Origin of the sequence: Saccharopolyspora sp. NPDC047091 (assembly GCF_040643635.1) — a bacterium.
Classification (GTDB): Bacteria; Actinomycetota; Actinomycetes; order Mycobacteriales; family Pseudonocardiaceae; genus Saccharopolyspora_C.
On record NZ_JBEYUS010000082.1, the window covers coordinates 1 to 26,187 of the forward strand.

Below are 26,187 nucleotides of genomic sequence, written 5' to 3' on the forward strand. Positions count from 1 at the left end.
ACGGGACTCGAACCCGCGACCCTCACCTTGGCAAGGTGATGCGCTACCAGCTGCGCTACATCCGCATCAACGATCTCGGAGGACTCGATCACCGGAGTGATCTTCGCGCCCCTCGAAGCGCTGTTGAGAACACTATAACCCATCGTTCGCGGCCCGTTTCCGGGGGGTCACCCACCGCTCGGGCCGGCCCGTTCGAGCTCGACCCGCAGCAGCACGCGGTGCTCCTCGACCATCGCGCGCCGGTACGCCGCCCAGTCCTCGTGCTCCCCGGCGACCCGGCGGTAGTAGTCCTCCAGCAGCGGCAGCGCCGCGGGCTGCTCGACGACCTCCACCGAGCCGTCGACCCGGACCCACTCGCCGAAGAACTCGTCCGGCAGCACGCACACCCACGCCCGCGGGTCCCGCCGCAGGTTGCGCACCTTCGCGCTGCCGTCCCGGGTGCTGATGAGCGCGCGCCCCGCGTCGTCGACGGCGACCAGCACCGGGACCAGCTGCGGGGTGCCGTCGGCGCGCAGCGTGCCCAGCACGGCGCGGTGGTGCTCGCGCAGGAAGGAACGTGCCCGGTCGAGATCCATGTCGTCCTCCCGGTCGTCGCGGCCGCACCCACCGTAGCCCCGGTACCGCGGGTTCCGCGGTCGGCGAACCGGCCGGGGCTGGTCCCGCCGCCGTCCGTGATCGACAATGATCCGGGTGCCCCCGGGTTTCACCCTCAAGGCCGATGACGCACGCGATACGGTATCGGCACGCTCGGTGATGGTGCGCTGCCGCCGGAACCGGGGGCACGGCTGGGACGAACGATCCGAGAACGCCCGGCGCCGGGCGAGGAGGCGACGATGAACCGGGTGGTGCGGGGATCCGACGGCAGGCTGTGGAACGTGCGTTCCAGCCTGGAGTGGTCGAACCCGATCGCGGGTGACGACTTCGAGCACGACGTCAACGGTGGCGCCGGACCGGCGATCCTCATGTTCGGCGTGCTCGCGGTGCTGATCCTGACCTTCATCCTGTGGACCCCCGAAGGCGTCTACGTCCCGATCTGGGTGATCCTCCTGCTCGTCGCGGCGGTGCTGTTCTTCCCGGTCCGCTGGCTGATGCACCGCCCGTGGACGATCATCGCGGAGACCCCGGGCGACGAGGACGAGCACCAGCCGGAGCGCTGGGTCGGCGTGCAGCGCGGCTTCTTCAACACCCGCCAGGAGACGGCGAAGATCGCCCGCCAGATCGAGCTCTACGCCGAACCCGACATGAACGGTTCCCTCCAGCCGACCGAGTGAGCCGGGCCGCGGATCTTGGCAGACTGGTGGGGTGCCCGAGCTGCCGGAAGTCGAAGCGCTGGCGCGGCACCTGCGGGACGTCGCCGCCGGTCGCGCCGTCACCCGGGTCGACGTGGCCTCGATGAGCGTGCTCAAGACCGCCGACCCGCCGCACACCGCGCTGGCCGGCCGGACCGTGACCGGCGCGGACCGGCACGGCAAGTACCTGGACCTGGACTGCGACGGCCTGCACCTGGTGGTGCACCTGGCGCGGGCCGGCTGGCTGCGCTGGTCCGACGCGCTCCCGCCCGCCCCGCCCAAGCCGGGCCGCGGGCCGATCGCGCTGCGGGTGCACCTGGGCGGCCCGGGCTTCGACCTCACCGAGGCGGGCACGCAGAAGCGGCTCGCCGCGTGGATCGTGCGCGACCCGGCGGAGGTGCCCGGCATCGCGCGGCTCGGTTCGGACGCCCTCGGGATCACCGAGGAGGAGTTCGCCGCGGTGCTCGCCGGGCGCTCGGAGCGGGTGAAGACGGTGCTCACCGACCAGTCGCGGCTGGCCGGGGTCGGCAACGCCTACTCGGACGAGGTGCTGCACCGCGCGAAGCTGTCCCCGTTCGCCACCGCCGGGAAGCTGGGCGAGGACGGGGTGCGGCGGTTGCACGCCGCGCTCCGGGAGGTGCTCGAGGACGCCGTCGACCGCTCCCGGGACGCGCCGCGGCTGAAGGCGGAGAAGCGCTCCGGGCTGCGGGTGCACGGGCGCACCGGACTGCCCTGCCCGGTGTGCGGTGACCTGGTGCGGGAGGTGTCGTTCGCGGACCGCTCGCTGCAGTACTGCCCGACTTGTCAGACCGGCGGCAAGCGGCTGGCGGACCGGCGGATGTCGCGGCTGCTGAAATGACCGCCGGTCGGGTTCGTCCGGCGCAGCCGACAGGTCCGAACGGAGCCGGTGAGCACCGTTCACCGACCGGAACCGGCTACCCGGCGTAGCGTTCTTGATTCCCCGAGTGCCGGGGACGAATACTGGTGGGCGTGCCGGAGATGTTGACCGAGCGGACCGTGCTGACCGCGCTCGCCGCCCTAGCCGTGCTCGGGATGTTCGTGCTGCTGTGCCGTTCGCGCCGGGTGAGCACCTCGGTGGAGGACGCGATGCTGACGGCGCTGCACCACGTGACGGGTGCCGCGCCGTTCCTGCGCGCGGGCATGACCCAGGAGTCGGCGGACAAGACCGCCCCCCACCTGCGCGAACTGCTGGCCTGCGTGGCGGTGGGCGTGGTGGACGCGGACGCGACGCTGCTGAGCTGGGACGGCGACGCGAACCACCACTACGCGGACCTCCGCGGCAAGATCGAGGTCACGCTGCGCGACGGCAAGCGCGAGTACATCGACCACACCGACCTGCTGTGCGACCAGCGGCCCTGCCTGATGCGGTACGGGGTGGTGGTGCCGCTGGAGGTGTCCGGGGAGATCCGCGGCGCGCTGGTGATCATCAGCGGCGGGGATCGGAAGCGGCTGCTGCGCGCGGCCAGCGAGGTGGCGCACCACGTCTCCACCCACCTGGAGCTCGCCGAGCTGCAGGAGTCGAAGGAGAAGCTGGCGCACGCGGAGGTGCGGGCGCTGCGGGCGCAGATCTCGCCGCACTTCATCTACAACGCGCTCAACACCATCTCCTCGCAGATCCGCAACGACCCGGAGCAGGCGCGCGACCTGCTGATGGAGTTCGCCGACTTCACCCGCTACTCGTTCCGCTCCACCGGCCTCTACACGACCCTGGCCGACGAGATCCGCAACATCGACCGCTACCTGATCCTGGAGCGCGCCCGATTCGGCCCGGACCGGCTGAAGGTGCAGCTCAAGATCGCGCCGGAGGTGCTGCCGGTGGTGGTGCCGTTCCTGGCGCTGCAACCGCTGGTGGAGAACGCGGTGCGGCACGGGCTGGCGACGAAGCCGGGCGGCGGCACGGTGTCGGTGATCGCCGAGGACCGCGGTTCCGAGGCGCTGATCAGCGTGGACGACGACGGCATCGGGATGGATCCGAACCGGCTGGACGCGGAACTGGCGAACGCGCACCTCACCGGCGCGCACGTGGGCCTCGGCAACATCAACAACCGGATGCGGGCGACGTTCGGCGACGACTACGGCCTGGTGGTGGAGACCGCGGAGGACGCGGGCATGAAGGTGATCATGCGGGTGCCGAAGTTCGCGCCCGGCGTGCTCCCGCTCCCGGTGGCGGCCTTCGACGAACCGGCACCGCCCGGCGCCACCCCGCAACCCAGCCGCTGACCCGCACCGGCCGGGCCCTCACCTGCGGTGCGAACACCGGTTCCGGCGGCCGCGGAGCCGGTAACGTCGGGGCATGAACGACAACGCACCGCAGAAGTTCACCGACGTCCTGACCGGCAAGCTCGCCTCGAAGCTGCCGCCGAAGCTGGCCGAGCGGGCCGAACGCGGACCGGTGGTGGCGGTGGTCAAGTTGCACGGCACGATCACGCCCACGCCGAGCCCGATGAACCGCGGCACCATCTCGCTGCAGACCACCGAGTCCGCGCTGAGCAGGGCGTTCGGTCACGACCGGCTGTCCGCGGTGGTGCTGTCGATCAACTCGCCGGGCGGGGCGCCGACCCAGTCGGCGCTGGTCGCCGACCGGATCCGCCAGCTGTCGGCGGAGAAGAAGGTGCCGGTGCTGGCGTTCTGCGAGGACGTGGCGGCCTCCGGCGGGTACTGGCTGGCGTGCGCCGCCGACGAGATCTACGCGCACCGCACCTCGATGGTCGGCTCCATCGGCGTGGTGAGCGCGAGCTTCGGCCTCGACGGGCTGCTGGAGCGCATCGGCGTGCAGCGCAGGCTCTACACCGCGGGCGCCAACAAGGTGCGGCTCGACCCGTTCAGCCCGGAGAAGGACGAGGACGTGCGCTGGCTGCACGGGTTGCAGACCGAGCTGCACGAGCAGTTCACCGACTGGGTGCGGGAGCGCCGCGGGAGCAAGATCGCCGAGGCCGACGTGTTCACCGGCGAGGTGTGGACCGGGGCGAAGGCGAAGGAGCTCGGGCTGGTCGACGGCCTGGGCACGCTGCGCGGCGTCGTCGCCGAGCGGTTCCCGAAGGCGCACATCGTGGACGTCGAACCGCGCAAGCCGCTGCTGGCCCGGCTCAGCGGTGGCGGACCCGGTGCCCGGCTGGGCCTCGGCACGTCGGCGTCCTCGCTGGTGGAGGCGCTGGAGCAGCGCGCCCAGTGGTCGCGGTTCGGGTTGTGACCGCCCGGCGGAGCGCGGCGAGCCGCCGCGCTTCGCCGACCCCGCCGCAGTCCTGCCCGGGTGCGCACCGTACGTTGTTTCGGCGGCGTGACACACCTCACTCAGCCGTGGCTCACGGCGTGGCCTGTGTCGCTCGGCCGAGTGATGCCACGATGATCGACGCAGCGGCTGCCACGGCATCCCTCGGCGACGCCGCACGTGCGAGCCGGGCACCGCGACGACGCCGTCGTGGCGCACCGAGCCGAGAAACCTGATCGTGGACATTGCGCCACCCGGCGCGGCAGGATTGGCGTTACTGTGAGTATTCAACCGGACACGAGCGCTCAACCCGGCACCACGGGATTGGTGGTGCTGGCGGTGGACGACGAGATGGCCGGGCTGGACGAGATGAAGTTCCTGCTCGGCAACAACCCGCGGGTGGGCCGGGTGCTCACCGCGTTCGACGCCGCCGAGGCGCTGCGGTTGCTGCGCAGCGACGACCAGCTGCGGTCCCGGGACGGCGAGGACTCGGTGGTGGACGCGGTGTTCGCCGACGTGTCGATGCCCGGGCTCAGCGGCATGGAGCTCGCCAGGGTGCTCAACGCCTTCAAGCAGCCGCCCTCGCTGGTGTTCATCACCGGCCACGAGGAGAACGCGCTGGAGGCCTTCGAGGTGGGCGCGCTGGACTACATCATGAAACCCGCCGATGCGGACCGGGTGGACCGCGCGCTGCGCAACATCGAGCGCAGCAAGGCCGAACGCGTCGCCGGTGGCCGGGCGGACGCCACGGCCGCGGAACTCCCCGCCGCGGCCGACGAGGACGAGGTGATCCCGGTGGAACTCGCCGGAACGACGAAGATGGTCTCCCGCAAGACGGTCCGCTGGGTGGAGGCGCAGGGCGACTACGCGCGGCTGCACACCACCGACGGCGGCTCGCACCTGGTGCGGATACCGCTGGCTCAGCTGGAGGAGCGCTGGGCGGACGCCAACTTCATCCGGATCCACCGCTCGTACCTGGTGTCGATGACGCTGGTCACCGAGCTGCGGATGTCCTCGTCCGGCTATTCGGTGCTGCTCGGCGGCGGCGAACCGAAGGAGCTACCGGTCAGCAGGCGGCACACCCGGGAGCTCAAGGACCGGCTGGTGCGAGCGCCGCGGCAGGGCTGGGGGTCGCAGGGATGAGCGCTCCCTACCGTCCGGCCGGCCGGGCATGACGCCGGAACAACCGGCCGCCGCCCCCGGTGGCCGCCGCCCCCGCAGGCAGCGCGTCGTCCTGTCCGATCGTCGCCGCAGCACGCCCGTAGCCCGTACGATCATGGAGCTGGAGGAGCAGACCAGCGTCGGCGAAGTGCTGGTCAGTTACCTGGTGCGCGCCCAGCTGCGGAGCGCACTGCTGATGACGGGTCTGCTCGTGGCCGGGTTGTTCGGCCTGCCGCTGCTGTTCTACGTGCTGCCGTCGCTGGGAGACATGGTGATCGCCGGAATCCGGTTACCCTGGCTGGTCCTCGGGGTGCTGCCCTACCCGTTCATGGTGCTGCTCGGTTTCTGGTACTCGCGGGCCGCGGCTCGGCACGAGCGCGATTTCCTGCACATGATCGAGCGGTAGCGGGGGCTCGGCGGTGCCGGAGACCGTGTTCTGGGCGTTGGGCGGGATCGCCGTCGTGGTGGCGGCGACCTTCGCGATCGGCGTGTGGGGGTCGAGCCACGCCCGGACCACATCGGACCTGCACCGCGCGCGGCGCCTGGTGCGCGAGGAGCGCAACGCGGCCGCGATCTCCGGGGAGTACCTGTCCGCGGCGTCGTTCCTCGGCGTGGCCGGGCTGGTGCTCAAGGACGGGTCGCAGGCGCTCTGGTACCCGATCGGGTTCGCCTCCGGCTACCTGGCGGTGATGTTGTTCGTGGCGGCGCCGCTGCGCCGGTCCGGGGCGTACACGGTGCCGGACTTCGCGGTGGTGCGGCTGGATTCGCCGTGGCTGCGCTGGTTGACCACGGGTTTCGTGGTGCTGATCGGCTGGCTGTACCTGGTGCCGCAGTTCCAGGCCGCGGGCCTGACGTTCGCGGTGCTCACCGAGCTGCCCGCCTGGGTGGGGGCGGCGGCGCTGCTGCCGGTGGTGCTGGCGAGCGTGTTCAGCGGCGGGATGCGCGCGGTGACCCTGGTGCAGGCGTTCCAGTACTGGCTGAAGCTGTTCGCGATCACCGCACCCGCGTTCGTGCTGTTCGGGGTGTTCCTGCTGGGCGGTTCGGCGGAGCGGCTGGACGAGCCGGGGCCGGTGTTCGACGCGCGGACCGAGGTGTCGGTGGAGACGCCGGTGACCGTGCGGGTCGTGGAACCGACCTGGGTGCTGGTGGAGTCGCCGCGGGAGTCCCCGGGCGGCCCGCTGCAGCCGAACGGGCAGGCGAACACCTGGGTCGAGCCGGGGGAGTACGAGGTCGACGCGGGCAGCACGCTGATCTTCGAGCCGGGCGCCGCGGTGCCGGTGGTGTCCGAGGCGGAACCGGACAACGGGTCGTGGCTGCACCCGTCCGGCGGCGACCCCGCCTCGCTGGTGGGCACGTACTCGCTGCTGGTGGCGACGTTCCTGGGCACGATGGGCCTGCCGCACGTGCTGGTGCGCTTCTACACGAACCCGAGCGGGCACGGGGCGCGGCGCACGGCGCTGTTCGTGCTGGTCCTGCTCGGCACCTTCTACCTGTTCCCGACGGTGCTGGGGCTGCTGTCCCGGCTGTTCGTGCCGCGGCTGCTGGTCACCGGCCGGACGGATGCCGCGGTGCTGCTGCTGCCGAACGAGATGCTGCACAACCCGCTGGGCGGGGTCCTCACGGCGTTGACGGCGGCGGGCGCGTTCGCGGCGTTCGTGTCGACGTCCTCGGGGCTGGTGGTGAGCCTGTCCGGGGTGGTGTCGTCGAACTTCCAGCGGGTGAAGGGCTGGCACATGCCGCTGCTGCTGGTGGTGTCGGCCGTGGTGCCGATGGGCGTGGCGCTGGTGGTGGCGGAGCAGGACCTGGCGCGCAGCATCGGGCTGGCGTTCGCGATGGCGGCGTCGACGTTCTGCCCGCTGCTGGTGCTGGGGGTGTGGTGGCGCGGGCTGACCGCGTTCGGCGCGGCGGCCGGTCTGGTGGCGGGCGGCGCGCTGGTGCTGCTGGCGCTGGCGGTGGGCGCGGTGCGGCCGGGCGGCGAGGGGCTGCTCGCCGAGCTGGTGCAGCAGCCCGCGCTGGTGAGCGTTCCGGTGGCGTTCCTGGTGATGGTGTTGGTCAGCGCGGGCACCAGGCAGCGGGTTCCGGAGGGCGTGTCCCGGGTGATGTTGCGGATGCACGCGCCGGATCGGCTGGGTTTCCAGGACGATCGGCGGGTGCGCAAGCCCGCGCCGGCCAAGGATTCCGGTGGCAGGCACCGCCGTTAGCCCGTTCGGCCCAGCAGTCCCGGGTCCGTGGCGCGGCCGGGGCCAGGGGGCGTGGCGACCCCGGCTCCGTGATCAGTGCGGACGTCCGTCCGGAGCGGGTCGCGCGGTGCTCACCGGCTGCGATCACCGGCCGCGCCCGCTGCGCCGGGGCGACGTGCCCGGTTCGTCCGGACGGCCGGGCGGGCGACTCGCTGACCTGCTGAGTCTCGTATTGGGCCGAACGGGTTGAAGGCGTGACAGGAGTCACGCCGCGTGTCATGATCGCGGGTTTGTCGACGCACCGGTCACCCAGCGGATTGATATCAATCCACGTTCGGGGTCTATCCAGATTCGGACGAACTACGTAGCGTTCGCGCGTCGACAGGAGATAGAGGTCACACGTCGCCGGCGGGTGCGACCTCTCCTACCCAGGAGGACAACCGTGAGTTCCACGGGCCAGAGCGACCCCAGCCCCGGCAGCGACTCCGGTCGTGAGCCCGGTCCGGGCCATGACCCCAGCGCCGATGACTCCAGCGCCCATGACCCCAGCGCCACCCCCGGCCCCGTCATCGACGCCGAGACGTGGGCGGCCGCGCAGAGCAGCCCCGAATTCGCCACGCTGCGGCTCCGGCTGCGCAAGTTCGTCTTCCCGGTATCGGCGATCTTCCTCGTCTGGTACCTGATCTACGTCCTGCTCGCCGACTACGCGCACGGGTTCATGAGCATCAAGCTCGTCGGCAACATCAACGTGGGCCTCGTGCTCGGCCTGCTGCAGTTCGTCTCCACCTTCCTCATCACGACGCTCTACGTCCGGTACGCCAACAAGAACCTGGACCCGGTCGCCGAGCAGATCCGCGAACGCGTCGAAGGAGAGCAGCGGTGACCACACTCCAGGCCGCCCATCCGTTCCTCGCGCAGCAGACCGACACCGCGTCCAACCGGTGGCTCAACATCGGCATCTTCGGGCTGTTCGTGCTGGTCACCCTGGTCATCGTGTTCCGCGCGAGCCGGAACACGCGCACCGCGTCGGACTACTACGCGGCGGGCCGGGCGTTCAGCGGGCCGCAGAACGGCATCGCGATCTCCGGCGACTACCTGTCCGCGGCGTCGTTCCTCGGCATCGCCGGGGCCATCGCCGTGTACGGCTACGACGGGTTCCTCTACTCGATCGGTTTCCTCGTCGCCTGGCTGGTGGCGCTGCTGCTGGTCGCGGAGCTGCTGCGGAACACCGGCCGCTACACGATGGCCGACGTGCTCAGCTTCCGGATGCGGGAACGCCCGGTGCGCACGGCCGCCTCGCTGTCCACGCTGGCGGTGTCGTTCTTCTACCTGCTCGCCCAGATGGCCGGTGCCGGTGGGCTCATCGCGCTGCTGCTCGGCATCGAGAGCAAGGCCCAGCAGGCCATCGTGATCGCCGTCGTCGGCGCGCTGATGATCCTGTACGTGCTGGTCGGCGGCATGAAGGGCACCACATGGGTGCAGATCATCAAGGCCGCGCTGCTCATCGCCGGCGCGTTCGTGATGACGCTCTGGGTGCTCGGCCACTACGGCTTCAACCTGTCCGGGCTGCTCGGCGCCGCCGTGGAGCGGGCCGGGACGGGCGGCGAAGAGCTGCTCAACCCGGGCGCGCAGTACGGGGCCAGCGGCACCAGCAGGCTCGACTTCGTCTCGCTGGGCATCGCGCTGGTGCTCGGCACCGCCGGGCTGCCGCACGTGCTGATGCGCTTCTACACGGTGCCGACCGCGAAGGAAGCGCGCCGCTCCGTGGTGTGGGCGATCTGGCTGATCGGGATGTTCTACCTGTTCACGCTGGTGCTCGGGTACGGCGCCGGTGCCATGGTCGGGCCCGAGGCGATCAAGGACGCGCCGGGCGGGGTGAACTCGGCGGCACCGCTGCTGGCGCTGCAGCTGGGCGGGCCGCTGCTGCTCGGGTTCATCTCGGCGGTCGCGTTCGCCACGATCCTCGCCGTCGTCGCCGGTCTCACGATCACCGCTTCCGCGTCGTTCGCGCACGACATCTACGCGAACGTGATCAAGAAGGGGAAGGTCGACGACAAGAACCAGGAGGTCAAGGTCGCGCGGATCACCGCGGTGGTGATCGGCATCGTGTCCATCCTCGGCGGCATCGCGGCGAACGGGCAGAACGTGGCGTTCCTGGTGGCGCTGGCGTTCGCGGTCGCGGCCTCGGCGAACCTGCCGACCCTGCTGTACTCGCTGTTCTGGAAGCGGTTCAACACCACCGGGGCGCTGTGGAGCATCTACGGCGGGCTCGCCGTGACCATCGCGCTGATCGTGTTCTCGCCCGCGGTGAGCGGCAACGAGGAGGCGATGTTCCCCGCGCTGGACTTCGCGTGGTTCCCGCTGAAGAACCCCGGGGTGATCTCGATCCCGGTGTCGTTCCTGCTCGGCTACCTCGGCACCGTGGTCAGCAAGGAGCCGCACAACGCGGCGAAGTACGCGGAGATGGAGGTCCGCTCGCTCACCGGGGCGGGCGCCGAGAAGTCCACGCCGCAGCACTGATCGCCGGAGCACCCGCCGGGCTCCGCGTCACGGAGTGAGCGGACCGTTCGTCCGATGAGATCGAACGGACGGTCCGTCCGCGCCGCGACACCTCACGACGGGCCCACGGGGCGCGTGGCAGCATCGGGGTCGTGACTACCCCGATGCAAGTACCCGGTGTGCCGCCCGAGGACCTGCCCGCCGAGCTGCCGGACGCGAAGTCGGTGCTGCTGGACGTGCGGGAGAACGACGAGTGGGCCGCGGGCCACGCGCCCGGCGCGCTGCACATCCCGATGAACGAGGTCCCGCAGCGGCTCGACGAGCTCCCCGAGGCCGACCAGGTCTACGTGGTGTGCCGTTCCGGCGGCCGGTCCGCGCGGGTCACGGCCTACCTGAACGCGAACGGCTGGGACGCGGTGAACGTGGAGCGCGGCATGAACGGCTGGGCGGCGACCGGCCGACCGGTGGTGTCGGACGAGCCCGGCGCCGAACCGATGGTGCTGTGACGACGCCACCGGATCGCCCCGCCCGGTCGGGCCTGCGGGTGGAGTGGGTGGCCACTCCACCGGGCGGGTTGCGGCCGCGGCGCCGCGCGCGCCCGCAGGCCCGCTATTCGGGTCCTCCGTCGTACCCGGGCGTCCCGCGCTGGGGTTTTCCGCTGCTGGGCTGGCGGTGGCCGTTGGCGCTGCCGACCCAGCGGCAGGTCGATCCGGTGCAGCGGGTGACGTGGTTGTCGGCGATGTCGTGGTCGGCGTTGTGGCTGATGGCGGCGGTGTCCGGCGTGGCCGCGGTGGCCGAGGCGTGGCGGTACGGCCTGCTGCTGATGAGCCGGGGTTCGGCGTTGTCGAAGGTGGCGCTGGACCTGTCGGACACGCTGGTGGTGACCTCGGGCGTGCTGAGCTGGCTGCTCGGGGCGACCAGCGGGGTGTTCGCGGTGCTGTGGCTGGTGTGGGCGCGGCGCGTGTCGGCGCGGGACCTGGAGGTGGTGCCGCGCCGCCCGGAGTGGCAGGTGGTGGCCGGCGTCCTGGTGCCGGGCTGGAACCTGGTGGCGCCGGGCACGGCGCTGGCGGAGCTGGAGCACGGCGTGCTGGTGGCGGCCGGTGCGCGCGAGCCGGGGGAGCGTCCCCGGCCGTCGCGGCTGGTGTCCCGCTGGTGGCTGTCGTGGGCGGTGAGCCTGCTGCTGGGCTGGGCCGCGCTGCTGTGGAGCTTCCGCGGCGGGGTGCAGGCGATGGCGGACGGCGTGGTGCTGCACTTCTGGGCCGACGTGGCGGCGGGCGCGTGCGCGGTGCTGGCGATGCGGGTGATCACGTACGTGACGAGCCTGCTGGTGCCGCTGGACCCGACGCTGCTGGTGCGCCCTCGCGTCGTGGGCGTGCGCGGCGCCCCGAAACCCCCGCGCGCGGCTCGCCCCGCGGACGCCCCCCGCTGACCTGGCAGCAGGCGAACGGCCCACTCCCCCGAACCGCACGAGGTGAGTGGCCCATTCGCCCAGCCGCACTGGGCGGGTGGCCCGTTCACCTGGGTGGAGCTCCGAGGTGAGTGGCCCATTCGCCCAGCCGCACGGCGTGAGTGGCCCGTTCACCTGGCGGGTCTCCGGTGTGGCGGGCTCGGGCGTGCAGCGGTCGGGATAATGCCCGGCATGGGTTCCCCGCAGGTCGTCGCGCACCGCGGTGCGTCGGCGGAACGCGCCGAGCACACCCTCGCCGCCTACCAGGTGGCGCTGGACCAGGGGGCCGATGCGCTGGAGTGCGACGTGCGGGTCACCAGGGACGGGCACCTGGTGTGCGTGCACGACCGCCGCGTCGACCGCACGTCCTCCGGCCGCGGCGTGGTGAGCGAGCTGACGCTGCCCGCGCTGTCCCGCTTCGACTTCGCGCACTGGCACCACGAGCTCCCGGAATCGGCGGACGAGCTGGTGTTCGAGCCGCAGGCGAGCGCGGCCGTCGGTGCTTCGCAACGCCGCATCCTGACGTTCGACGACCTGCTGGGCCTGGTGCGCGCGCAGCGCCGCCGGGTCCGGTTGTTCGCGGAGACGAAGCACCCGGTGCGCTACGCGGGCCTGGTGGAGGCGAAGTTGACGGCGGCGCTGGCCCGGCACGGCGTGTCGGCTCCGGCGTACAAGGACGAGTCGCCGGTGGTGATGATGTCGTTCTCGTCGGCGGCGGTGCGCCGTTTCCGCGCGGATGCGCCGAGGGTGCCGACGGTGCTGCTGTTCGACCGGGCGTCGCGCGCGGCGCGGGCGGGGGAGCTGCCGCGCTGGGCGGATCTGGCGGGCCCGAGCATCCGGTTGCTGCGCCGGGACCCGGAGCTGGCGGGCCGGTGGGCGGATCGCGGCCGGGCCACCTACTGCTGGACGGTGGACGATCCGGCGGACGTGGAGCTGTGCCGCCGCGCGGGGGTGCGGTTCGTGGCGACGAACCGGCCGGGTGCGACCCGGCTTCGGTTGTCGGGCGGCTGACCCGGGACGCCGGTCGCGGCGGGGGCTCGATAGCGTCGGTGGGTCTTGTCACAGCTGCGAGGAGGCTTCGAGTGTCGAAGCGTACGGCCACCCCGTCCCAGCGAGCTGAGGGCGCCGTCGGCCCGAGGCAGCCGTGCCCGTGCGGGTCGGGGAAGCGCTACAAGGCGTGCCACGGCAAGGCGGGCGGCGCCACCGATGTGATCGTGACCAGGCCTTTCGAGGGGCTCGCCGCGGAGGGCGATCTGGTCGCGCTGCGCGAGTTCGTGCCTTCGGCGACGGCGAAGCTGCCGTTGCGCTCCGGCGAGGAGGTGACGGTCGCGTCGGTGCTGCCGATGGCGGCCGCCGCGGTCCGGCGCACGGACGGCCGGGCGTTCATCGGCCTCCAGGTGCAGACCCGTTCGGGTGATCTGAGCCGGGACGTGGCTCGCGCGATCGAGTGGGTGCTGCAGGCGGAGCCGGGTCAGTCGCTGCCGGTGGTGGGTCCGGAGCCGGCGCAGGCGGAGGTGCCGACGCGGCTGCAGGACCTGCTCGACCCGGCCGCGGAGCTGGACGTGCAGCTGCACGAGGACTTCTCGTGGTGGCTGCCGGAGGGCACCGAGGCGACCGGCGAGGTCGCGCTGTCCCTGGAGCGGGCGAACGCGGCGATCATGCCGACGGAGCGGTTGACCGCGGAGGGCGCCCGCTCGGCGTACTGGGTGGATCCGGGCGAGAAGGCGCACCTGCGCTGGGTGCGCCCGGAGCCGGAGGAGCAGCTGCTGGCCGCGCTGGCCCGCCTGTCCGCGCGCGGTGAGCTGGCGCTGGACGAGGACAGCCGGTTCGCGGGTTCGTTCCGCGCGCACGGCGTGCTGGTGCCGGTGTGGGACCTGGACCGCGACAAGCACCCGCGGGAGTGGAACGAGCCGGCCGCGGCGCTGGGCCGCCGGTTGGCGGAGGCCTTGGAGTCGCTGGCGGACACGCCGCTGGACGCGACCGAGCGCCGGTCCCGCGACGGCCTGCGCGGCCGCCAGGTCACCTTGCGCTGACGCGATCCGGCCGGGCGCGCGCTAGCCCGTTCGAGTGAAGACGGGCGGTTCCGGCAACCGCGCGCCCCGGCCTCGCGTGTCCTCTCCGCAGCGAAAGCCCGGGGAGGGGAGGCGGCGTGACCGCTCACATGCCTGCCGTGCGCGCCTCGTCGGAGGCGGCGGTGGGTTGGTCGCGCCCGGCAGCACTGCAAGGGGATATGGCGACGGAGGACGATTTCGCGGAGTTCGTGCGCGTCGCCCTGCCGGGGTTGATGCGCTACGGCCACGCGCTGACGGGGAATCCGCACGATGCGGCCGACCTGGTGCAGACGGTGCTGGAGAAGGTCGGCGCCCGCTGGGCGAAGATCCGGCAGCAGTGCGAGGAGCCGCGCGCGTACGTGCGCAAGGCGATGGCGAACGCGCACGTGAGCCGGTGGCGGCGGACTCGCCGGGAGACGTTGCTGGCGGAGTTCCCGGACGTGCCCGCGGTGGAGTCGCCGGACCGGTTGGAGAACGAGCCGCTGTGGCAGGCGCTGCGCGGGTTGCCGCCGCGGCAGCGCGCCGTGGTGGTGCTGCGCTACTACGAGGGCCTGTCGGAGGCGGAGATCGCCGAGACCCTCGGCGTCAGCGCGGGCACGGTGAAGAGCCAGGCCAGCAAGGCGCTGACCTCGTTGCGCCGCAGGCTGGGCCCGGTGTTCGAGGGCGGTGGGGTGTGATGGGCGACCTCGACGACGAGCTGCGCCGGATGTTCGCGGACGACCGGCTGGAGGTGCCGGTCCGCACCGGCGCCGAGTGGTCCCTGGTGGCGGGCGCGCGGCGGCGGCGCAAGCGGCAGACGACGATGGCCGCGGTGGGCGGCGTGCTGGCGATGACGGTGCTGGTCGGCGGTGGCGCGGTGCTGGTGGCGCGGCCCGATCCGGCGCAGCTGCCGCCCGCGGTCCCGCCGGTGGTGGGGTCGTCGGTGCCGTCGCCGGTGGAGACGCCGCTGCCGTTGCCGACGTCGCCGCCGGTGCCCGCGGATCCGGCGCCGGGCGGGGGCTGGGTGCCGCGCTGGTCGCCGCCCGAGCGGGGCGATCCGGCGGAGGACGCCGAGGAGGAGCGGTTGTCGATCCTGCGGGAGGCCACCTCCGAACCGGAGCCCACGTCGTCGGAGCCGTCCGAACCGTCGGAGCCGGACCCGACGTCGTCGGAGCCGACGGAGCCGTCGACCGAACCGTCGTCCGACCCGGGCTGACCGGAACGCGCGACGGCCCCGGGGCTCGGGTGAGCTCCGGGGCCGTCGGCCGCGTGGTGGGTGCGGTCGGCTCAGAGCGCTCCGCCCGCGGCGGGCGGCGCGGTGGGGTCGGAGCCCTCGTCGCCGACGCTTTCGCGGGCGAGGAAGTTCTCCACGTCGAACAGGTTGCCGCCGGAGCGGTCGACGACGGCCAGCAGCGTGGACATCTGCGAGACCTCTTCGACCTGTTCCTTGAGGAACCACTGGAGGAACTGCTCGCCGAGGTAGTCGTCCTCCTCGCGGGCGGCCTTGGCCAGCGTCACGATCTCCTGGGTGACCTCCCGCTCCTGCTCCAGGGCGAGGGCGACGAGTTCGCGGGTCTCGGTGAAGTCGTTGCGGACCTCTTCGATGGACGGGATGGCGACCTTGATGTCGTTGTCCATCAGGTACTGCACGATCATCATGGCGTGGTTGCGCTCTTCGATCGACTGGCGGTAGAAGTGCGCGGCCAGCCGGGGCAGGTCTTCGTTGTCGAACCACACCGCGACCGCGAGGTACTGCTGCGAGGCGGTGAGCTCGTTGCGCACCTGGTCCTGCAGCAGCTGGTGGAATCGGGATTCGCGGGGACGGATCTTCTTTGCGGTGGTGGGCATGGCATGAAGAATACGCTCCAATTGACACCTCGCAATTCGTCAGGTAACCCTTGGAAATGTTCGCCGAACCTTGGTTAAGTTCACTTTGCCTTATTTCGGCAAGGCAATCCTAAGTGGATTCAGCCGGGTCTGGGATAGGTGTGCTCGGCGCTCTCGCGCGGGTCGGTGGCGCGCAGTCGGGAGATGATCTCCGCCGCGCCCGCGGCGCCGTCGTGGCTCGTCGAGTACTCGGCTGAACCGTCCGTGACCAGCACGTAGACCTGGCCGGCGCGTTCGTGCGGTTTGGCCCACCGCAGGCCGCAGTCCCACTGCCCGAGGATTCCGGGTTCGGCGTCGAGCGCCGCGGCGACTTCGCGCGCGATGCGCCGCAGATCGGTCTCCCACGTGCGGTCGGCATGGCATCGCACGATTTCCGCGACGTACTGCCTGGTGCGGAACCGCAGTTCTCGCGGAGGTTCGACGTCCCCGAGGCAGTGCACCGTGAAATCGGTCCACACGATGTGGTCGTAGTCGTTGTTGAACCGGTCGTTCTCGATCCGCGCACTGGCGAATCCGCACCCTTCGACGCCGCAGTCGCAGCGCCACAGCAGCGTCGTCGGCGGTTGGTGCGGCGACTCGGGCGGCAGCAGCGGACTCGTCCTGCCCAGCAGGTCGTCCGGGTCCCGGCCGACGCCCTTCAGCCCCAGCGTCCGCCCGAACAGGTCCTCCCCGTCGACGAGGAACACCAACGCGGGTCCGCTCGCGATCCCCATCTCGGCCTGCTCCACCCGCAGCTCGAACTCGCTGTACGCCGGTTCCTCCAGATGCGCGATGCCGAATCCCATGCCTCCACTCTGGCAGCGGGGGACGGCGCGCACGCCGAATCGCTCGATCCGGTCGCTCACAGGGAGGCGAGGAACGCCGTCCACTGGGATCGGGTGAAGCCGAGCGTGCCGCCGGTGCGGTCCTTGGTGTCGCGCACCGCGACCGCCTGCTCGGCCACGGCGACCTCGACGCAGTGTGAGTTGTTGGCGCTACGGCTGGATTTCCGCCAGCAGAGCGCGTCTTGCGACGTTGTGGCTTCGATCCTGTCCATGGACCTCACTATAGGAGTGGGCTAAAGCTCGTCCGCAGTCTTCTTGATCAGCTTGAGCGACTCTTCCCTGTTCAGCGAGTGTTCCGCCGCAGAGGAAACGGCGATGCTGTACTCGCGCACCGCCAGTTGACTGGAGGTCAAGCGGGTCGAGGTCACGGTCTCTTGCCAGAGCATCGTCGGGAGTTGCCCGCTCGGGAAGTCCAGCAGCAGGAAGGACGAACCGCCGAGGGCGTCACCTCCGGTCGCCTCGAACGGAACGATCCACACTTCGATGTGGTCCTCGTGGTTCTCGATGAGATTCGCCAAGTGGTTCAGCTGGTTCCGCAAAGTGAGTCGACCGCCGATCTGCTGTCGTAGCGACGCTTCGGTCATGATCGTGCGCAGCCGCAGCGGATCGTCGCCGGTGAGTCGCCGTTGGCGCCTCATCCGGCACTCGACCCTGCGATCGGCTTCTGCCAGCCGGACGTTGGGCGTTCCGGACTCGATGATCGCGCGGGCGTAGTCCTCGGTCTGAAGAAGTCCGTTCACCAGGCCGTTGTCGTAGGTGCAGACGCTCTCCGCCCCGTGCTCCAGTCCGAACAGGCGGAGTAATTCGCTGCTGAACAGCGCGCTGTAGCTCGTCCACCAGCCGCGTCGACTGCCTTCGTCGCGGAGATCGCGCAGCTCGTCCTGCTCTTCGGCGGTGAACTCGTAGGCGCCGAGCAGTGCTTCCATCTTGTCGGGGGAGAGGTTCTTCTTGCCCTTCTCCACTTCGGAGAGGAACGCGGGCGTGATGCCGACCCGTTTCGCGCCGTCCGCGCCGGGCAGCCCTTCGGCTTCGCGCTTCTCCCGGACCCGGCGGCCCAGCTCCCAGTTGGCGACGGTCGGTGAGTTCGGTGCCATGCGGAACCACCTCGTAGTCGATCACTCGATCAGGTTCAGGTCGAAGAGGTCGCTAGCTAATTCGCTCGCGGATCACTAGCTTCGTGTCAGACGGTGACGATAGACCACTCCGAGTCACCGTCGGCGGCGGCCTCGGCACCGGTACCTCCCCGACCCCGGAGCCGGGGCCGCCGCTCTTCCCGGGTGGGTTCCCGCAGCGATGAGAGGTGATCGGCGTGCTCGGTGGTGCTTCAGGACTCGTCGTCTACTGGCGGCCGATGGGCGGCGCTCGGCACGCGTTCAGCCCGGACCGGCCGCCGCGCGAAGGGGAGTGGCGCGGCGCGCTGTGCGGCGCCGCGGGCGAACTCACCGAACCGTCCGATGTGGACTGGCTCGACCCGACCTGCCCCGAATGCGGGAACCAGGCCCGAACCCTGCTCGACCTCCGCCGGAACTCGCGGCCCTAGCGGGAGTTCACAGCTCCCCGCGGGTGATGGGGCAGGACATGCAGCGGGGGCCGCCGCGGCCGGAGCCGAGTTCGGAGCCGCTGATCGGGAGGACTTCGACGCCGGCGTCCTCCAGGCGCGCGTTCGTCTCGGCGTTGCGCTCGTAGGCGACGACGACGCCGGGGGCCAGGGCGAGCGTGTTGTTGCCGTCCTCCCACTGCTCGCGCTCCGCGGTCACCGGGTCCAGGCCGGTGTCGATGACGCGCAGCCGGTCGATGCCCATCGCGTGCGCCGCCGACTCCAGGAACGGTTCTGGGCCGGACACGGACACGCCGTCCTCGTGCGGGCGCAAGGCGTACGCGGTCAGCGAGTCCTGGATCGCCGGGTACATCACCACCGCGTCGGCGGCGACCATCGTGCACACCGTGTCCAGGTGCATCGAGGCGCGCTGCTGGGTGATCGGCACCGCCAGCACGGTGTGCGCCAGGTCGTCGGCGAACATCGAGCGGGCGAACGACTCCGCGCCGGCCGGGGTGGTGCGCTCGCCGACGCCGATCGCGACCACACCCGGCGCCAGCAGCAGCACGTCCCCGCCCTCCACGGGTGCGGAGTGCGCGCCGTACGCGCGGCCGGAGCGGGAGAACCGCGGGTGGTAGGCGTAGATCAGGTCGGTGATCGCCGATTCGCGGCGCCGCGCGGGCATCGCCAGCGCCGCCACCGCCACCCGGTCTCCCACCCACACCGAGGAATCCCGGGTGAACAGCAGGTTCGGCAGCGGGGCCAGCGCGAAGTCGTGCGGCAGGTGCATCCGGCGCACCAGCGAATCGCCTTCCGCGGCGGGGAGTTCCTCGAAGGTCATGCCCGCGATCAGCGCACCCGCCAGCGCTTTCTCGTCCACTGTGGACAAGTGGGAGCGGAGCACGTCGGCGATGTCGGTGCCGAGCTCCCGCTCGTCCACCGCGCTGTGCACCGCGGCGGCCCGCGCCCGCGGATCCGCGAGGGTCTCCACCAGCAGTTCGTGCAGCAGCACCACCTCGATGCCGCGGGAGCGCAGCACCTCGGCGAACGCGTCGTGCTCGGCCTGCGCGCGGTCCACCCACGGGATCGCGTCGAACAGCAGCTGATCGCTGTTGCGCGGGGTGAGCCGCTTGAGCTCGTCGCCGGGGCGGTGCAGCAGGACGGTGTGCAGCGGGCCTACCTCGCTGCGCACGTGCGGTTCCCTCGCGCGTGGGTTCACGCCGCCGAGCCTAGCCGTCACGTTCGAAAAGAACCCTGCTCCGCCGCCAAAAACATCGGACGTTGCGCGAAACCCACCCCGGAATACCGGTTCGTTGCACGCCGCCCGCGAAACGGATCACGCGATCGGGAACGGCCCGGCCCGTGAGTCCCGCACCGGGTCAGGGCAGCCAGCCGACCTTCCCGCGCAGGGCCGCGTAGCCGACGAAGGCGACCACGTCGATCAGCGCGTGGCCGAGCACCAGCGGCCACAACCGGTTCGTCCGCTGCCACACCCGGCCGAACACCAGGCCCATCACCACGTTGCCGACGAACCCGCCGAAGCCCTGGTACAGGTGGTAGCTGCCGCGCAGCACCGCCGACGCCCACAGCGAGCGGTTCTCCGACCAGCCCAGCTGGCGCAGCCGGGTCAGCAGGTACGCCACCACCAGCGCCTCTTCGGCGAACGAGTTCCCGAACGCCGACAGCACCAGCACCGGCGCCCGCCACCACGCGTCGTCCAAAGTGGACGGCTGCACGGTGAGGCTCAGCCCCAGCGCGTGCGCCGTCAGGTACAACCCCAGCCCCGGCACCCCGATCAGCGCCGCCAGGCCCGCGCCGCCCAGCGCGTCCCGCCACGGCCGCGACCGGTCGAGGCCGATCCGCGCCAGCGCGATCCCGCCGCGCCACAGCAGGAAGATCCCCAGCGCGCCCCACGCGAACAACCGCAGCACGTTCGCCAGCTGCTGCGCCAGGTCCAGCAGCCCGGCCTCCGCCTGCGGCGCGTTGATCGCCACCGCCTGGTCCGCCAGCGACTGCGGCTGGGACAGCGCATCGAGCAGCGACAGCAGGCTCTGCAGGCCGGACATGCCCAGCGTCACCGCGAACACCACGACCAGCTCCACGCCGATCGCGCGCCGCTGCGCCGGATCGGTGAGCCGGGCCGGTTCCTCGGGGCGGGCCGGGCTCAGCCACTCGCGCAAGGTGCTCACCCGCGGAACCGTACCCGCGCGGCGCGGCGGAACCCGCGCCGCCGCAACGGGATCAGGCCGAGCGCTGCCCCGCCAGGAACGGGCAGCCGACCAGCCGCCGCAGCTCCAGGCCCAGCGACTCCGCGGTCTCCACCGGTTCGGAGAACGCCAGCCGCACGTCGTGGTCCCCGTCCGCCGACTCCACCCGCAGCCGCAGCCCGAACCGGTCCAGGCCCAGCGGGCGGATGTGCCCGCCGCGCAGGTCGTCCGGCAGGTGCCGCGCGAGCATCCCCACCACGTCCCGGTGCGCGCTCTCCAGGTGCCGCAGCCAGCCGTCCTCCAACATGCAGAACGGATCGGGCCGGGCGGCGGTGAACTCGGCGGCGGGCACCGAGCAGGTGCCCTCCGCGTCGGCCAGCACCAGCGACGCCGGTTCCAGCTTGAGCACCGAAGCGCCGTGGCCCGCGTCCAGCAACCTGCTGTCCGGGCGCTGCTCGGCGACCGCCAGCACGTCCTCCCGGGCATCGGTTCCGGTCAGCACGCGCAGCTGGCCGGTCAGCCACAGCAGCCCGCGCACCGATTCGCGCAGCTGCACCGGCGTCGGGTCGGCCACTTCCAGCACCGCCGCGATCTCGGTGCGCGGCGCCTGCCACGCGGTCGCGACCAGCGGGTGGTCGTCGCTGAGCAGCACCGTGGCGGTGCCGTCCGGATGCACGTGGTGCAGCAGCGGTGCGATCCGGGCGGAACTCTCCCCGGAAGGCATCAACGCAGCCCTGCCACCACGTCTAGCGATCGTCCGGGCCCGCTCCGCCGGGGTCGGCTTGGCCGGGCGACGTGTCGTCCTCTCGCGCACCGCTCACCTCCAACTTAGGTAAGCCTAACCCAGCAGGTCCGCAGGGGAAAGCCGCTGTCCGTCTTACCAGCTGATCGGCGCACCGCGGGGCTGTGCGCGGGAAGTTTCCACCACCGCCCGGGTGTTCTCCCGCGGTCCGGGACGGGTGGCGCCCGCGAAATCGGCGGGGGAGATCGGGTGCGCGGTTCCAGCGGACCGGTGTCGGGACGGTGGCGGGCCGGATCGATCCGCTCACCGGAACGGCCGCAGCGCCACCCCGATCGATACCCCCAAGATCACCCGAGTGGATCAACGAGCCCCGCGAAGGCCGCCACCAGCAGTGATGATCCGCCGGATGCAGGCGGGAAACCGCCGCCGTACGCCCGTACCTCGGCCACCTTTGTTCACCGAACGGCGCGGCATTAGCGTGTCTGCCGTGTCAAGCGCTGTTGAGCTTCGCGCGCCCGGTCCGCGCGGCATCCCGCCACTGTTCGCCCGACTGGTCGACGACGCAGCGCTGTTCCCACCGGGCAGCGCGCAAGTCGACCACGCGGTCAACGCCCACCTCGCCGCCCGGACCGGTGAGTACTCGGGCGTGCTGGGCCCGATGCTGTGCCAGGCCTCCCGGCTGGCCGAGCTCATCACCGAGCTCGCCAAGGCCAAGCCCGCCGAACCCGTCCCGCTGTCGCTGGTCTGCGACACCGGGCTCGGCGGCGTGCCCAAGGCGCTGTCCATCATCGAAGGCCGCCAGGAACTCCTGGCGCTGCGCATGGTCGAGATGCCCGCGCCCTCCGACGTCGACGACGTCTGGCTGGAACGCGTCTCCGAATTCGTGCCCGAGGACGTCGTCCGCGTCGTCGAACCCCGCCGCAGCCCCGAAGGCTGGCTGGACGGGATCAAGCGCGTCGCCGAGCACGGGTGCTGGCCGAAGCTGCGCACCGGTGGCCCCACCTCCGAATCGGTGCCGCCCGTCGACGTCGTCGCCGACTTCCTCGCCACCGTCAGCACGTTGAGCGTGCCGTTCAAGACCACCGCGGGCATGCAGACCGCCGTCCGCGGCGCCGACCCGGAAACCGGGTTCATGCAGCACGGCTTCCTCAACCTGCTCGTCGCCACCGCCCGCTGCCTGTCCGGCAAGGACGTGCGCGACGCGCTGGAGAGCTCCGACGGCGACGCCCTCGCCGCCGAAGCCGGCTCGCTGTCCGACGCCGCCGCGACCGCCGTGCGCGACGTGTTCGCCTCCTACGGCGCCTGCTCGCTGACCGACCCGGTGACCGACCTGGAAGGACTGGGGCTGTTGTGACCTGGATCGAGGACCCCGAGTTCGCCGCCGACCGGCCGTTCGGACCGCAGACGCTGCCCTACGGGGTGCTGGTCACCTCGACCGGACCGGTGGTGGCCGTGCGGGTCGGCAAGCACGCCTTGCCGCTGCGCGGCATCGCGGACTCGCTGGGCCCTCGGCTGGCGGACCTGGCCGGTGCGCGCTCGCTCGACCCGCTGCTGGCGGCCGGGCGGGCTCGCTGGCGGGAACTGCGGGAACGGCTCACCGAACTGGTCACCGCCCGCACCGCGCCCGCGGGGGCCGAACTGGTGCGCACCGACTGGCACACGATGGTGCTGCCGTTCACCGTCGCCGACTACGTCGACTTCTACTCCTCGCCGCACCACGCGCGGAACGTGAGCCGCATCCTGCGGCACGGCGCGAGCGAACTGCCGGAGAACTGGACGCACCTGCCCGTCGCCTACCACGGCCGCGCCGGGACCGTCCGCGTCTCCGGCACCGACGTGCCGCGGCCCAGCGGACAGCGGCGCACCACCGGCGACCGCAACCCGGCGTTCGGGCCCACCCGCAGGCTCGACTTCGAGGCCGAGGTCGGCTTCGTCTGCGGCGGCGAGACCGCGTCCCGGGTGCCGACCGAGGACTTCGCCGAGCACTGCTTCGGCGTGGCGCTGGTCAACGACTGGTCCGCGCGGGACGTGCAGCTGTGGGAATCGCAGCCGCTCGGCCCGTTCCTGGCGAAGTCCTTCGCGACGTCCATCGCCGGCTGGATCACCCCGCTGGAGGCCTTCGAGCACGCGCGCATCCCGGTGGCCGAACCGGACCACGCGCTGCACGACTACCTCACCGAGACCGAGCCGTGGGGCCTGGACCTGTCGCTGGAGGTGCGGTGCAACGACATCGTGCTGTCCCGGCCGCGGTTCGCCGACATGGCCTGGTCCCCGGCGCAGCAGCTCGCGCACCTGACCGTGAACGGGGCGACCGTGCGGCCCGGCGACCTGTTCGCCTCCGGCACCGTCTCCGGGCCCACCAGGGAGGAGCGCGGCTGCCTGTTCGAACTCACCTGGGGCGGCTCCGAACCGATCACGCTGGACGACGGGGAGCAGCGCACCTTCCTCCAGGACGGTGATCGGGTCACACTCGGTGGCACCGCGCCCGGACCGGACGGTTCGGTGATCGGCCTCAGCGAGGTGACGGGCACGGTCCTGTCCGCGACCTGGAGGTGACCGGTGCCCCGAACCCCCGACCCGGCGAGACCACCTGATCCGGCCCCGCCGAGCGCGGCGCACCACCGCGCACCGGCGCGGGGGCCGGTCGCCAAGGAGACCTCGCTGACCCTGGAGCGCGGGCTCAACCTGCTGCAGGCCGTCGCCGAAGCCGACGGCGCCGCCCCCACCATCAGCGACCTCGCCGCGACCGTCGGCGTCAGCCGCGCCGCCGTGTACCGGCTGCTCGGCCCGCTGCAGGACCGCGGGCTGGTGCGCCGGGAGGGCACCCGGGTGCGGCTGGGGCTCGGCGTGCTGCGCGTCGCCGGGCGGGTGCTGCCGCAGCTGCGGTTCGCCGCGACGCCCGCGCTGCACGAGCTCGCCGAGCAGGCGGGCGCCACCGCGCACCTCACCATCGCCGACGGCGGCGAAGCGCAGGCCGTCGCCGTCGCCGAACCGTCCTGGACCACCCACCACGTCGCCTACCGGATCGGCACCCGGCACCCCGTGCAGCGCGGCGCCGCCGGCCGCGCGGTGGACCTGCCCGCCGACGGGCCGCCGTGGGTGATCAGCAGCGGCGAGTTGCAGTGCAACGGCTACGGCATCGCCGCCCCCGTGCTCGGCGTGCCCGCGCTGCGCGCCAGCGTCGGCGTGCTCTCCCTGGAACCGCTGCCCGCCGAGGAGATCGGCCCGCTCGTCGCCGGATCGGCCCGCGCGGTGGCCGACGCCCTCCGCTGAGCAGGGGGAACGGGCCGGTCCCGCTCCGGTGGGGGACGTTCGGCTCGACGGGGGTTCCGATCATGGGATCGGCTTGGTAGAAAAGATCACACCCCGCCCGCGGCGATCCGGGACGAACGTCCTGACCGGAACCGGGACCTCCGTCCTGGGCCGATGGGGACGGCGGCCCCTGCGCCCCGGGTGCCGAGCCCCGGCAGACTGGCCGCGTGGAACTCCTCGACATCGCCCGGTGGCAGTTCGGGATCACGACCGTCTACCACTTCCTGATGGTTCCGCTGACCATCGGACTCTCCCTGCTGGTCGCGGGGATGCAGACGGCGTGGTGGCGCACCGGGAACGAGCGCTACCTGAAGATGACCCGCTTCTGGGGCAAGTTGATGATGATCAACTTCGCGATGGGCGTGGTCACCGGCATCGTCCAGGAGTTCCAGTTCGGCATGGCGTGGAGCGAGTACTCCCGCTTCGTCGGCGACGTGTTCGGCGCGCCCCTCGCGATGGAGGGCATCGTCGCGTTCTTCGTCGAGTCGACCTTCCTCGGCCTGTGGATCTTCGGCTGGGACCGGCTGTCGAAGGGCGTGCACCTCGCCTGCGCCTGGGCGTTCTCGCTGGCCACCGTCGCCTCCGCCTACTTCATCCTCGCCGCGAACTCGTGGATGCAGCACCCGGTCGGCATCGAGGTCGTCGACGGGCGGCCGCGGCTGACCTCGATCTGGGCGGTGATGACCAACAACACCGTGCTCGCCGCGTTCCCGCACACCGTCTTCGGCTGCTTCGCCGTCGCCGGGTCGTTCCTCATCGGCATCGGCGCCTACAAGATCGTGCGGCACCACCGGGACTCGCCGCGCGACGACGAGGACCGGAAGCTCTGGCACACCTCGATGCGGCTCGGTGCCTGGGTCGGCGTGGTCGCCTTCGCCGGGCTCGCGATCTCCGGTGACGTGCAGGGCAAGCTCATGTTCGAGCAGCAGCCGATGAAGATGGCCTCGGCCGAAGCGCTCTGCCACACCGAGGAGCCCGCCAGCTTCTCGATCTTCGCCTACGGCGACGTGGGACGGCAGAACTGCGAGGACGTCAAGAGCTTCACCGTGCCCTACATCCTCTCGTACCTGGCCAACGGCGACTTCACCAGCGAGGTCAAGGGCGTGCAGGCGCTGGTGCCCGAGTACCAGGCCGCCTACGGCGCGAACTACCCCGACGACCCGCGGCTCGGGCAGTTCGCCGGGCAGCCCATCGACTACGTGCCGAACCTGCCCGCCACCTACTGGGGCTTCCGGTTCATGATCGGGTTCGGCGGGGTCGCCGCGCTCGGCGCCGTCGCCGTCCTCTGGTTCACCCGCGGCGGCCGCTTCCCGAAGGGGCGCTGGTGGGGGCCGCTGGCCGTGGCGAGCATCGCCACCCCGTTCCTCGGCAACGCGTTCGGCTGGATCTTCACCGAGCTCGGCAGGCAGCCGTTCGTCGTCGCCCCCAACCCGAACCCCTCGGGCGTGGACGGGGTGTGGATGTACACCGCGTCGGCCGTGTCCTCCGGGGTGACGCCGGGGGAGATGCTGACCTCGCTGATCGGCCTCACCACCGTGTACGGCGTGCTGGCCTGCGTCGAGGTCTTCCTCATCGTCCGCTTCGTCAAGGGCGGCGTAGCCGCGACGATGCCCCACCAACCCTCCGACGACGAATCCGACGACGAGACGCTGTCGTTCGCCTACTGAGCTGAGGAGGGCGGTGTGGCTTCTTATCCGTGTCTTGTCAGCGGCGGAGCCGCTGAGCAGCGACCACCTCAGTCAATGGACCACCGGCGGGTTCTCAGTGGCCTTCTCGCGAGGACAGCTTTTTCCCTCGTGGCAGCGCGGACAGCACCGCGTAGGCCAGCAGGCACACCACCACC

The 26,187-nt window shown here is 71.7% G+C and carries 27 protein-coding genes and 1 pseudogene; 20 read left to right on the plus strand and 8 right to left on the minus strand.

Going from position 1 to position 26,187, the window contains the following annotated elements; all coding sequences use genetic code 11:
- Window positions 1–167 precede the first annotated feature (167 nt).
- Window positions 168–575, minus strand: a complete 408-nt coding sequence (locus ABZ805_RS25650; protein ID WP_358445276.1) for a PPOX class F420-dependent oxidoreductase — start codon at window positions 573–575, stop codon at window positions 168–170.
- Between the two features lie 258 nt (window positions 576–833).
- On the opposite strand from ABZ805_RS25650, the gene ABZ805_RS25655 reads away from it, so the two are divergent.
- The 15 genes and pseudogenes from ABZ805_RS25655 (at window position 834) to ABZ805_RS25725 (ending at window position 15,051) form a co-directional block, all read left to right on the plus strand.
- Window positions 834–1,271: a DUF1656 domain-containing protein gene (locus ABZ805_RS25655; protein ID WP_358445279.1), complete on the plus strand. Its 438-nt coding sequence runs from the start codon at window positions 834–836 to the stop codon at window positions 1,269–1,271.
- 31 nt (window positions 1,272–1,302) lie between these two features.
- Window positions 1,303–2,148 carry a DNA-formamidopyrimidine glycosylase family protein gene (locus tag ABZ805_RS25660; RefSeq protein WP_358445282.1) on the plus strand — a complete coding sequence of 282 codons (846 nt, stop codon included), beginning with the start codon at window positions 1,303–1,305 and terminating at the stop codon, window positions 2,146–2,148.
- A 140-nt stretch (window positions 2,149–2,288) separates the two neighbouring features.
- Window positions 2,289–3,530, plus strand: coding sequence for a histidine kinase (locus ABZ805_RS25665; protein WP_358445339.1), 1,242 nt, complete (start codon window positions 2,289–2,291; stop codon window positions 3,528–3,530).
- Window positions 3,531–3,603: 73 nt separating this feature from the next.
- Window positions 3,604–4,500, plus strand: a complete 897-nt coding sequence (locus ABZ805_RS25670) for a S49 family peptidase (protein WP_358445285.1) — start codon at window positions 3,604–3,606, stop codon at window positions 4,498–4,500.
- Window positions 4,501–4,797: 297 nt separating this feature from the next.
- Window positions 4,798–5,661 (plus strand): LytTR family DNA-binding domain-containing protein, encoded by an 864-nt coding sequence (locus tag ABZ805_RS25675; RefSeq protein ID WP_358445288.1) that lies wholly within the window; start codon window positions 4,798–4,800, stop codon window positions 5,659–5,661.
- A 28-nt stretch (window positions 5,662–5,689) separates the two neighbouring features.
- Complete coding sequence (locus ABZ805_RS25680) at window positions 5,690–6,085, plus strand: hypothetical protein (protein WP_358445291.1); 396 nt, start codon at window positions 5,690–5,692, stop codon at window positions 6,083–6,085.
- A gap of 13 nt (window positions 6,086–6,098) precedes the next feature.
- A pseudogene (locus ABZ805_RS25685) lies at window positions 6,099–7,856 on the plus strand (cation acetate symporter); the annotation flags it as partial.
- A gap of 571 nt (window positions 7,857–8,427) precedes the next feature.
- Entirely contained in the window at window positions 8,428–8,742 is a 315-nt protein-coding gene (locus tag ABZ805_RS25690; RefSeq protein WP_358445342.1) for a DUF485 domain-containing protein, read from the plus strand.
- A gap of 68 nt (window positions 8,743–8,810) precedes the next feature.
- The gene (locus tag ABZ805_RS25695; protein WP_358445345.1) at window positions 8,811–10,379 is read left to right on the plus strand and encodes a cation acetate symporter; all 1,569 of its coding nucleotides are present in this window, start codon (window positions 8,811–8,813) and stop codon (window positions 10,377–10,379) included.
- Window positions 10,380–10,522: 143 nt separating this feature from the next.
- Complete coding sequence (locus ABZ805_RS25700; RefSeq protein ID WP_358445348.1) at window positions 10,523–10,864, plus strand: rhodanese-like domain-containing protein; 342 nt, start codon at window positions 10,523–10,525, stop codon at window positions 10,862–10,864.
- Between the two features lie 47 nt (window positions 10,865–10,911).
- Window positions 10,912–11,787 (plus strand): DUF4328 domain-containing protein, encoded by an 876-nt coding sequence (locus ABZ805_RS25705; RefSeq protein WP_358445294.1) that lies wholly within the window; start codon window positions 10,912–10,914, stop codon window positions 11,785–11,787.
- Window positions 11,788–11,997: 210 nt separating this feature from the next.
- Complete coding sequence (locus ABZ805_RS25710) at window positions 11,998–12,816, plus strand: glycerophosphodiester phosphodiesterase family protein (protein ID WP_358445297.1); 819 nt, start codon at window positions 11,998–12,000, stop codon at window positions 12,814–12,816.
- A 71-nt stretch (window positions 12,817–12,887) separates the two neighbouring features.
- Window positions 12,888–13,838 (plus strand): DUF5926 family protein, encoded by a 951-nt coding sequence (locus ABZ805_RS25715; protein WP_358445300.1) that lies wholly within the window; start codon window positions 12,888–12,890, stop codon window positions 13,836–13,838.
- A 197-nt stretch (window positions 13,839–14,035) separates the two neighbouring features.
- A complete protein-coding gene (locus ABZ805_RS25720; RefSeq protein WP_358445303.1) occupies window positions 14,036–14,533 on the plus strand; it encodes a SigE family RNA polymerase sigma factor in 498 nt (165 codons plus the stop codon).
- Window positions 14,533–15,051, plus strand: a complete 519-nt coding sequence (locus ABZ805_RS25725; protein ID WP_358445305.1) for a hypothetical protein — start codon at window positions 14,533–14,535, stop codon at window positions 15,049–15,051. The genes ABZ805_RS25720 and ABZ805_RS25725 overlap by 1 nt, the downstream gene beginning before the upstream one ends.
- Before the next feature lie 71 nt (window positions 15,052–15,122).
- Here ABZ805_RS25725 and ABZ805_RS25730 read toward each other — a convergent pair whose 3' ends face one another.
- The 4 genes from ABZ805_RS25730 to ABZ805_RS25745 all read right to left on the minus strand — a co-directional run bounded on the left by ABZ805_RS25730 (window position 15,123) and on the right by ABZ805_RS25745 (window position 17,640).
- A complete protein-coding gene (locus ABZ805_RS25730) occupies window positions 15,123–15,683 on the minus strand; it encodes a ferritin (protein ID WP_358445308.1) in 561 nt (186 codons plus the stop codon).
- A 119-nt stretch (window positions 15,684–15,802) separates the two neighbouring features.
- Window positions 15,803–16,507: a hypothetical protein gene (locus tag ABZ805_RS25735; protein ID WP_358445311.1), complete on the minus strand. Its 705-nt coding sequence runs from the start codon at window positions 16,505–16,507 to the stop codon at window positions 15,803–15,805.
- 56 nt (window positions 16,508–16,563) lie between these two features.
- Window positions 16,564–16,758, minus strand: a complete 195-nt coding sequence (locus ABZ805_RS25740) for a DUF397 domain-containing protein (RefSeq protein WP_358445313.1) — start codon at window positions 16,756–16,758, stop codon at window positions 16,564–16,566.
- A 21-nt stretch (window positions 16,759–16,779) separates the two neighbouring features.
- Window positions 16,780–17,640: a helix-turn-helix transcriptional regulator gene (locus ABZ805_RS25745; RefSeq protein WP_358445316.1), complete on the minus strand. Its 861-nt coding sequence runs from the start codon at window positions 17,638–17,640 to the stop codon at window positions 16,780–16,782.
- A 215-nt stretch (window positions 17,641–17,855) separates the two neighbouring features.
- On the opposite strand from ABZ805_RS25745, the gene ABZ805_RS25750 reads away from it, so the two are divergent.
- The gene (locus ABZ805_RS25750) at window positions 17,856–18,086 is read left to right on the plus strand and encodes a zinc finger protein (protein WP_358445319.1); all 231 of its coding nucleotides are present in this window, start codon (window positions 17,856–17,858) and stop codon (window positions 18,084–18,086) included.
- A 7-nt stretch (window positions 18,087–18,093) separates the two neighbouring features.
- On the opposite strand, the gene ABZ805_RS25755 is transcribed toward ABZ805_RS25750, so the two are convergent.
- From ABZ805_RS25755 to ABZ805_RS25765, 3 genes are all read right to left on the minus strand, one after another.
- Entirely contained in the window at window positions 18,094–19,275 is a 1,182-nt protein-coding gene (locus tag ABZ805_RS25755; RefSeq protein WP_358445322.1) for an arginine deiminase, read from the minus strand.
- Between the two features lie 187 nt (window positions 19,276–19,462).
- Complete coding sequence (locus ABZ805_RS25760; protein ID WP_358445324.1) at window positions 19,463–20,272, minus strand: CPBP family intramembrane glutamic endopeptidase; 810 nt, start codon at window positions 20,270–20,272, stop codon at window positions 19,463–19,465.
- 52 nt (window positions 20,273–20,324) lie between these two features.
- Window positions 20,325–21,104 (minus strand): DUF2470 domain-containing protein, encoded by a 780-nt coding sequence (locus ABZ805_RS25765; RefSeq protein WP_358445327.1) that lies wholly within the window; start codon window positions 21,102–21,104, stop codon window positions 20,325–20,327.
- Window positions 21,105–21,519: 415 nt separating this feature from the next.
- Between ABZ805_RS25765 and ABZ805_RS25770 the strand changes: the two genes are divergently transcribed.
- From ABZ805_RS25770 to ABZ805_RS25785, 4 genes are all read left to right on the plus strand, one after another.
- Complete coding sequence (locus ABZ805_RS25770) at window positions 21,520–22,386, plus strand: hypothetical protein (protein WP_358445330.1); 867 nt, start codon at window positions 21,520–21,522, stop codon at window positions 22,384–22,386.
- Window positions 22,383–23,588 (plus strand): fumarylacetoacetate hydrolase family protein, encoded by a 1,206-nt coding sequence (locus tag ABZ805_RS25775; protein WP_358445333.1) that lies wholly within the window; start codon window positions 22,383–22,385, stop codon window positions 23,586–23,588. Before ABZ805_RS25770 ends, ABZ805_RS25775 begins: the two co-directional genes overlap by 4 nt.
- Before the next feature lie 105 nt (window positions 23,589–23,693).
- The gene (locus ABZ805_RS25780) at window positions 23,694–24,305 is read left to right on the plus strand and encodes a helix-turn-helix domain-containing protein (RefSeq protein ID WP_358445351.1); all 612 of its coding nucleotides are present in this window, start codon (window positions 23,694–23,696) and stop codon (window positions 24,303–24,305) included.
- Between the two features lie 206 nt (window positions 24,306–24,511).
- Window positions 24,512–26,011 carry a cytochrome ubiquinol oxidase subunit I gene (locus tag ABZ805_RS25785; protein ID WP_358445336.1) on the plus strand — a complete coding sequence of 500 codons (1,500 nt, stop codon included), beginning with the start codon at window positions 24,512–24,514 and terminating at the stop codon, window positions 26,009–26,011.
- The last annotated feature ends 176 nt before the right edge of the window (window positions 26,012–26,187 follow it).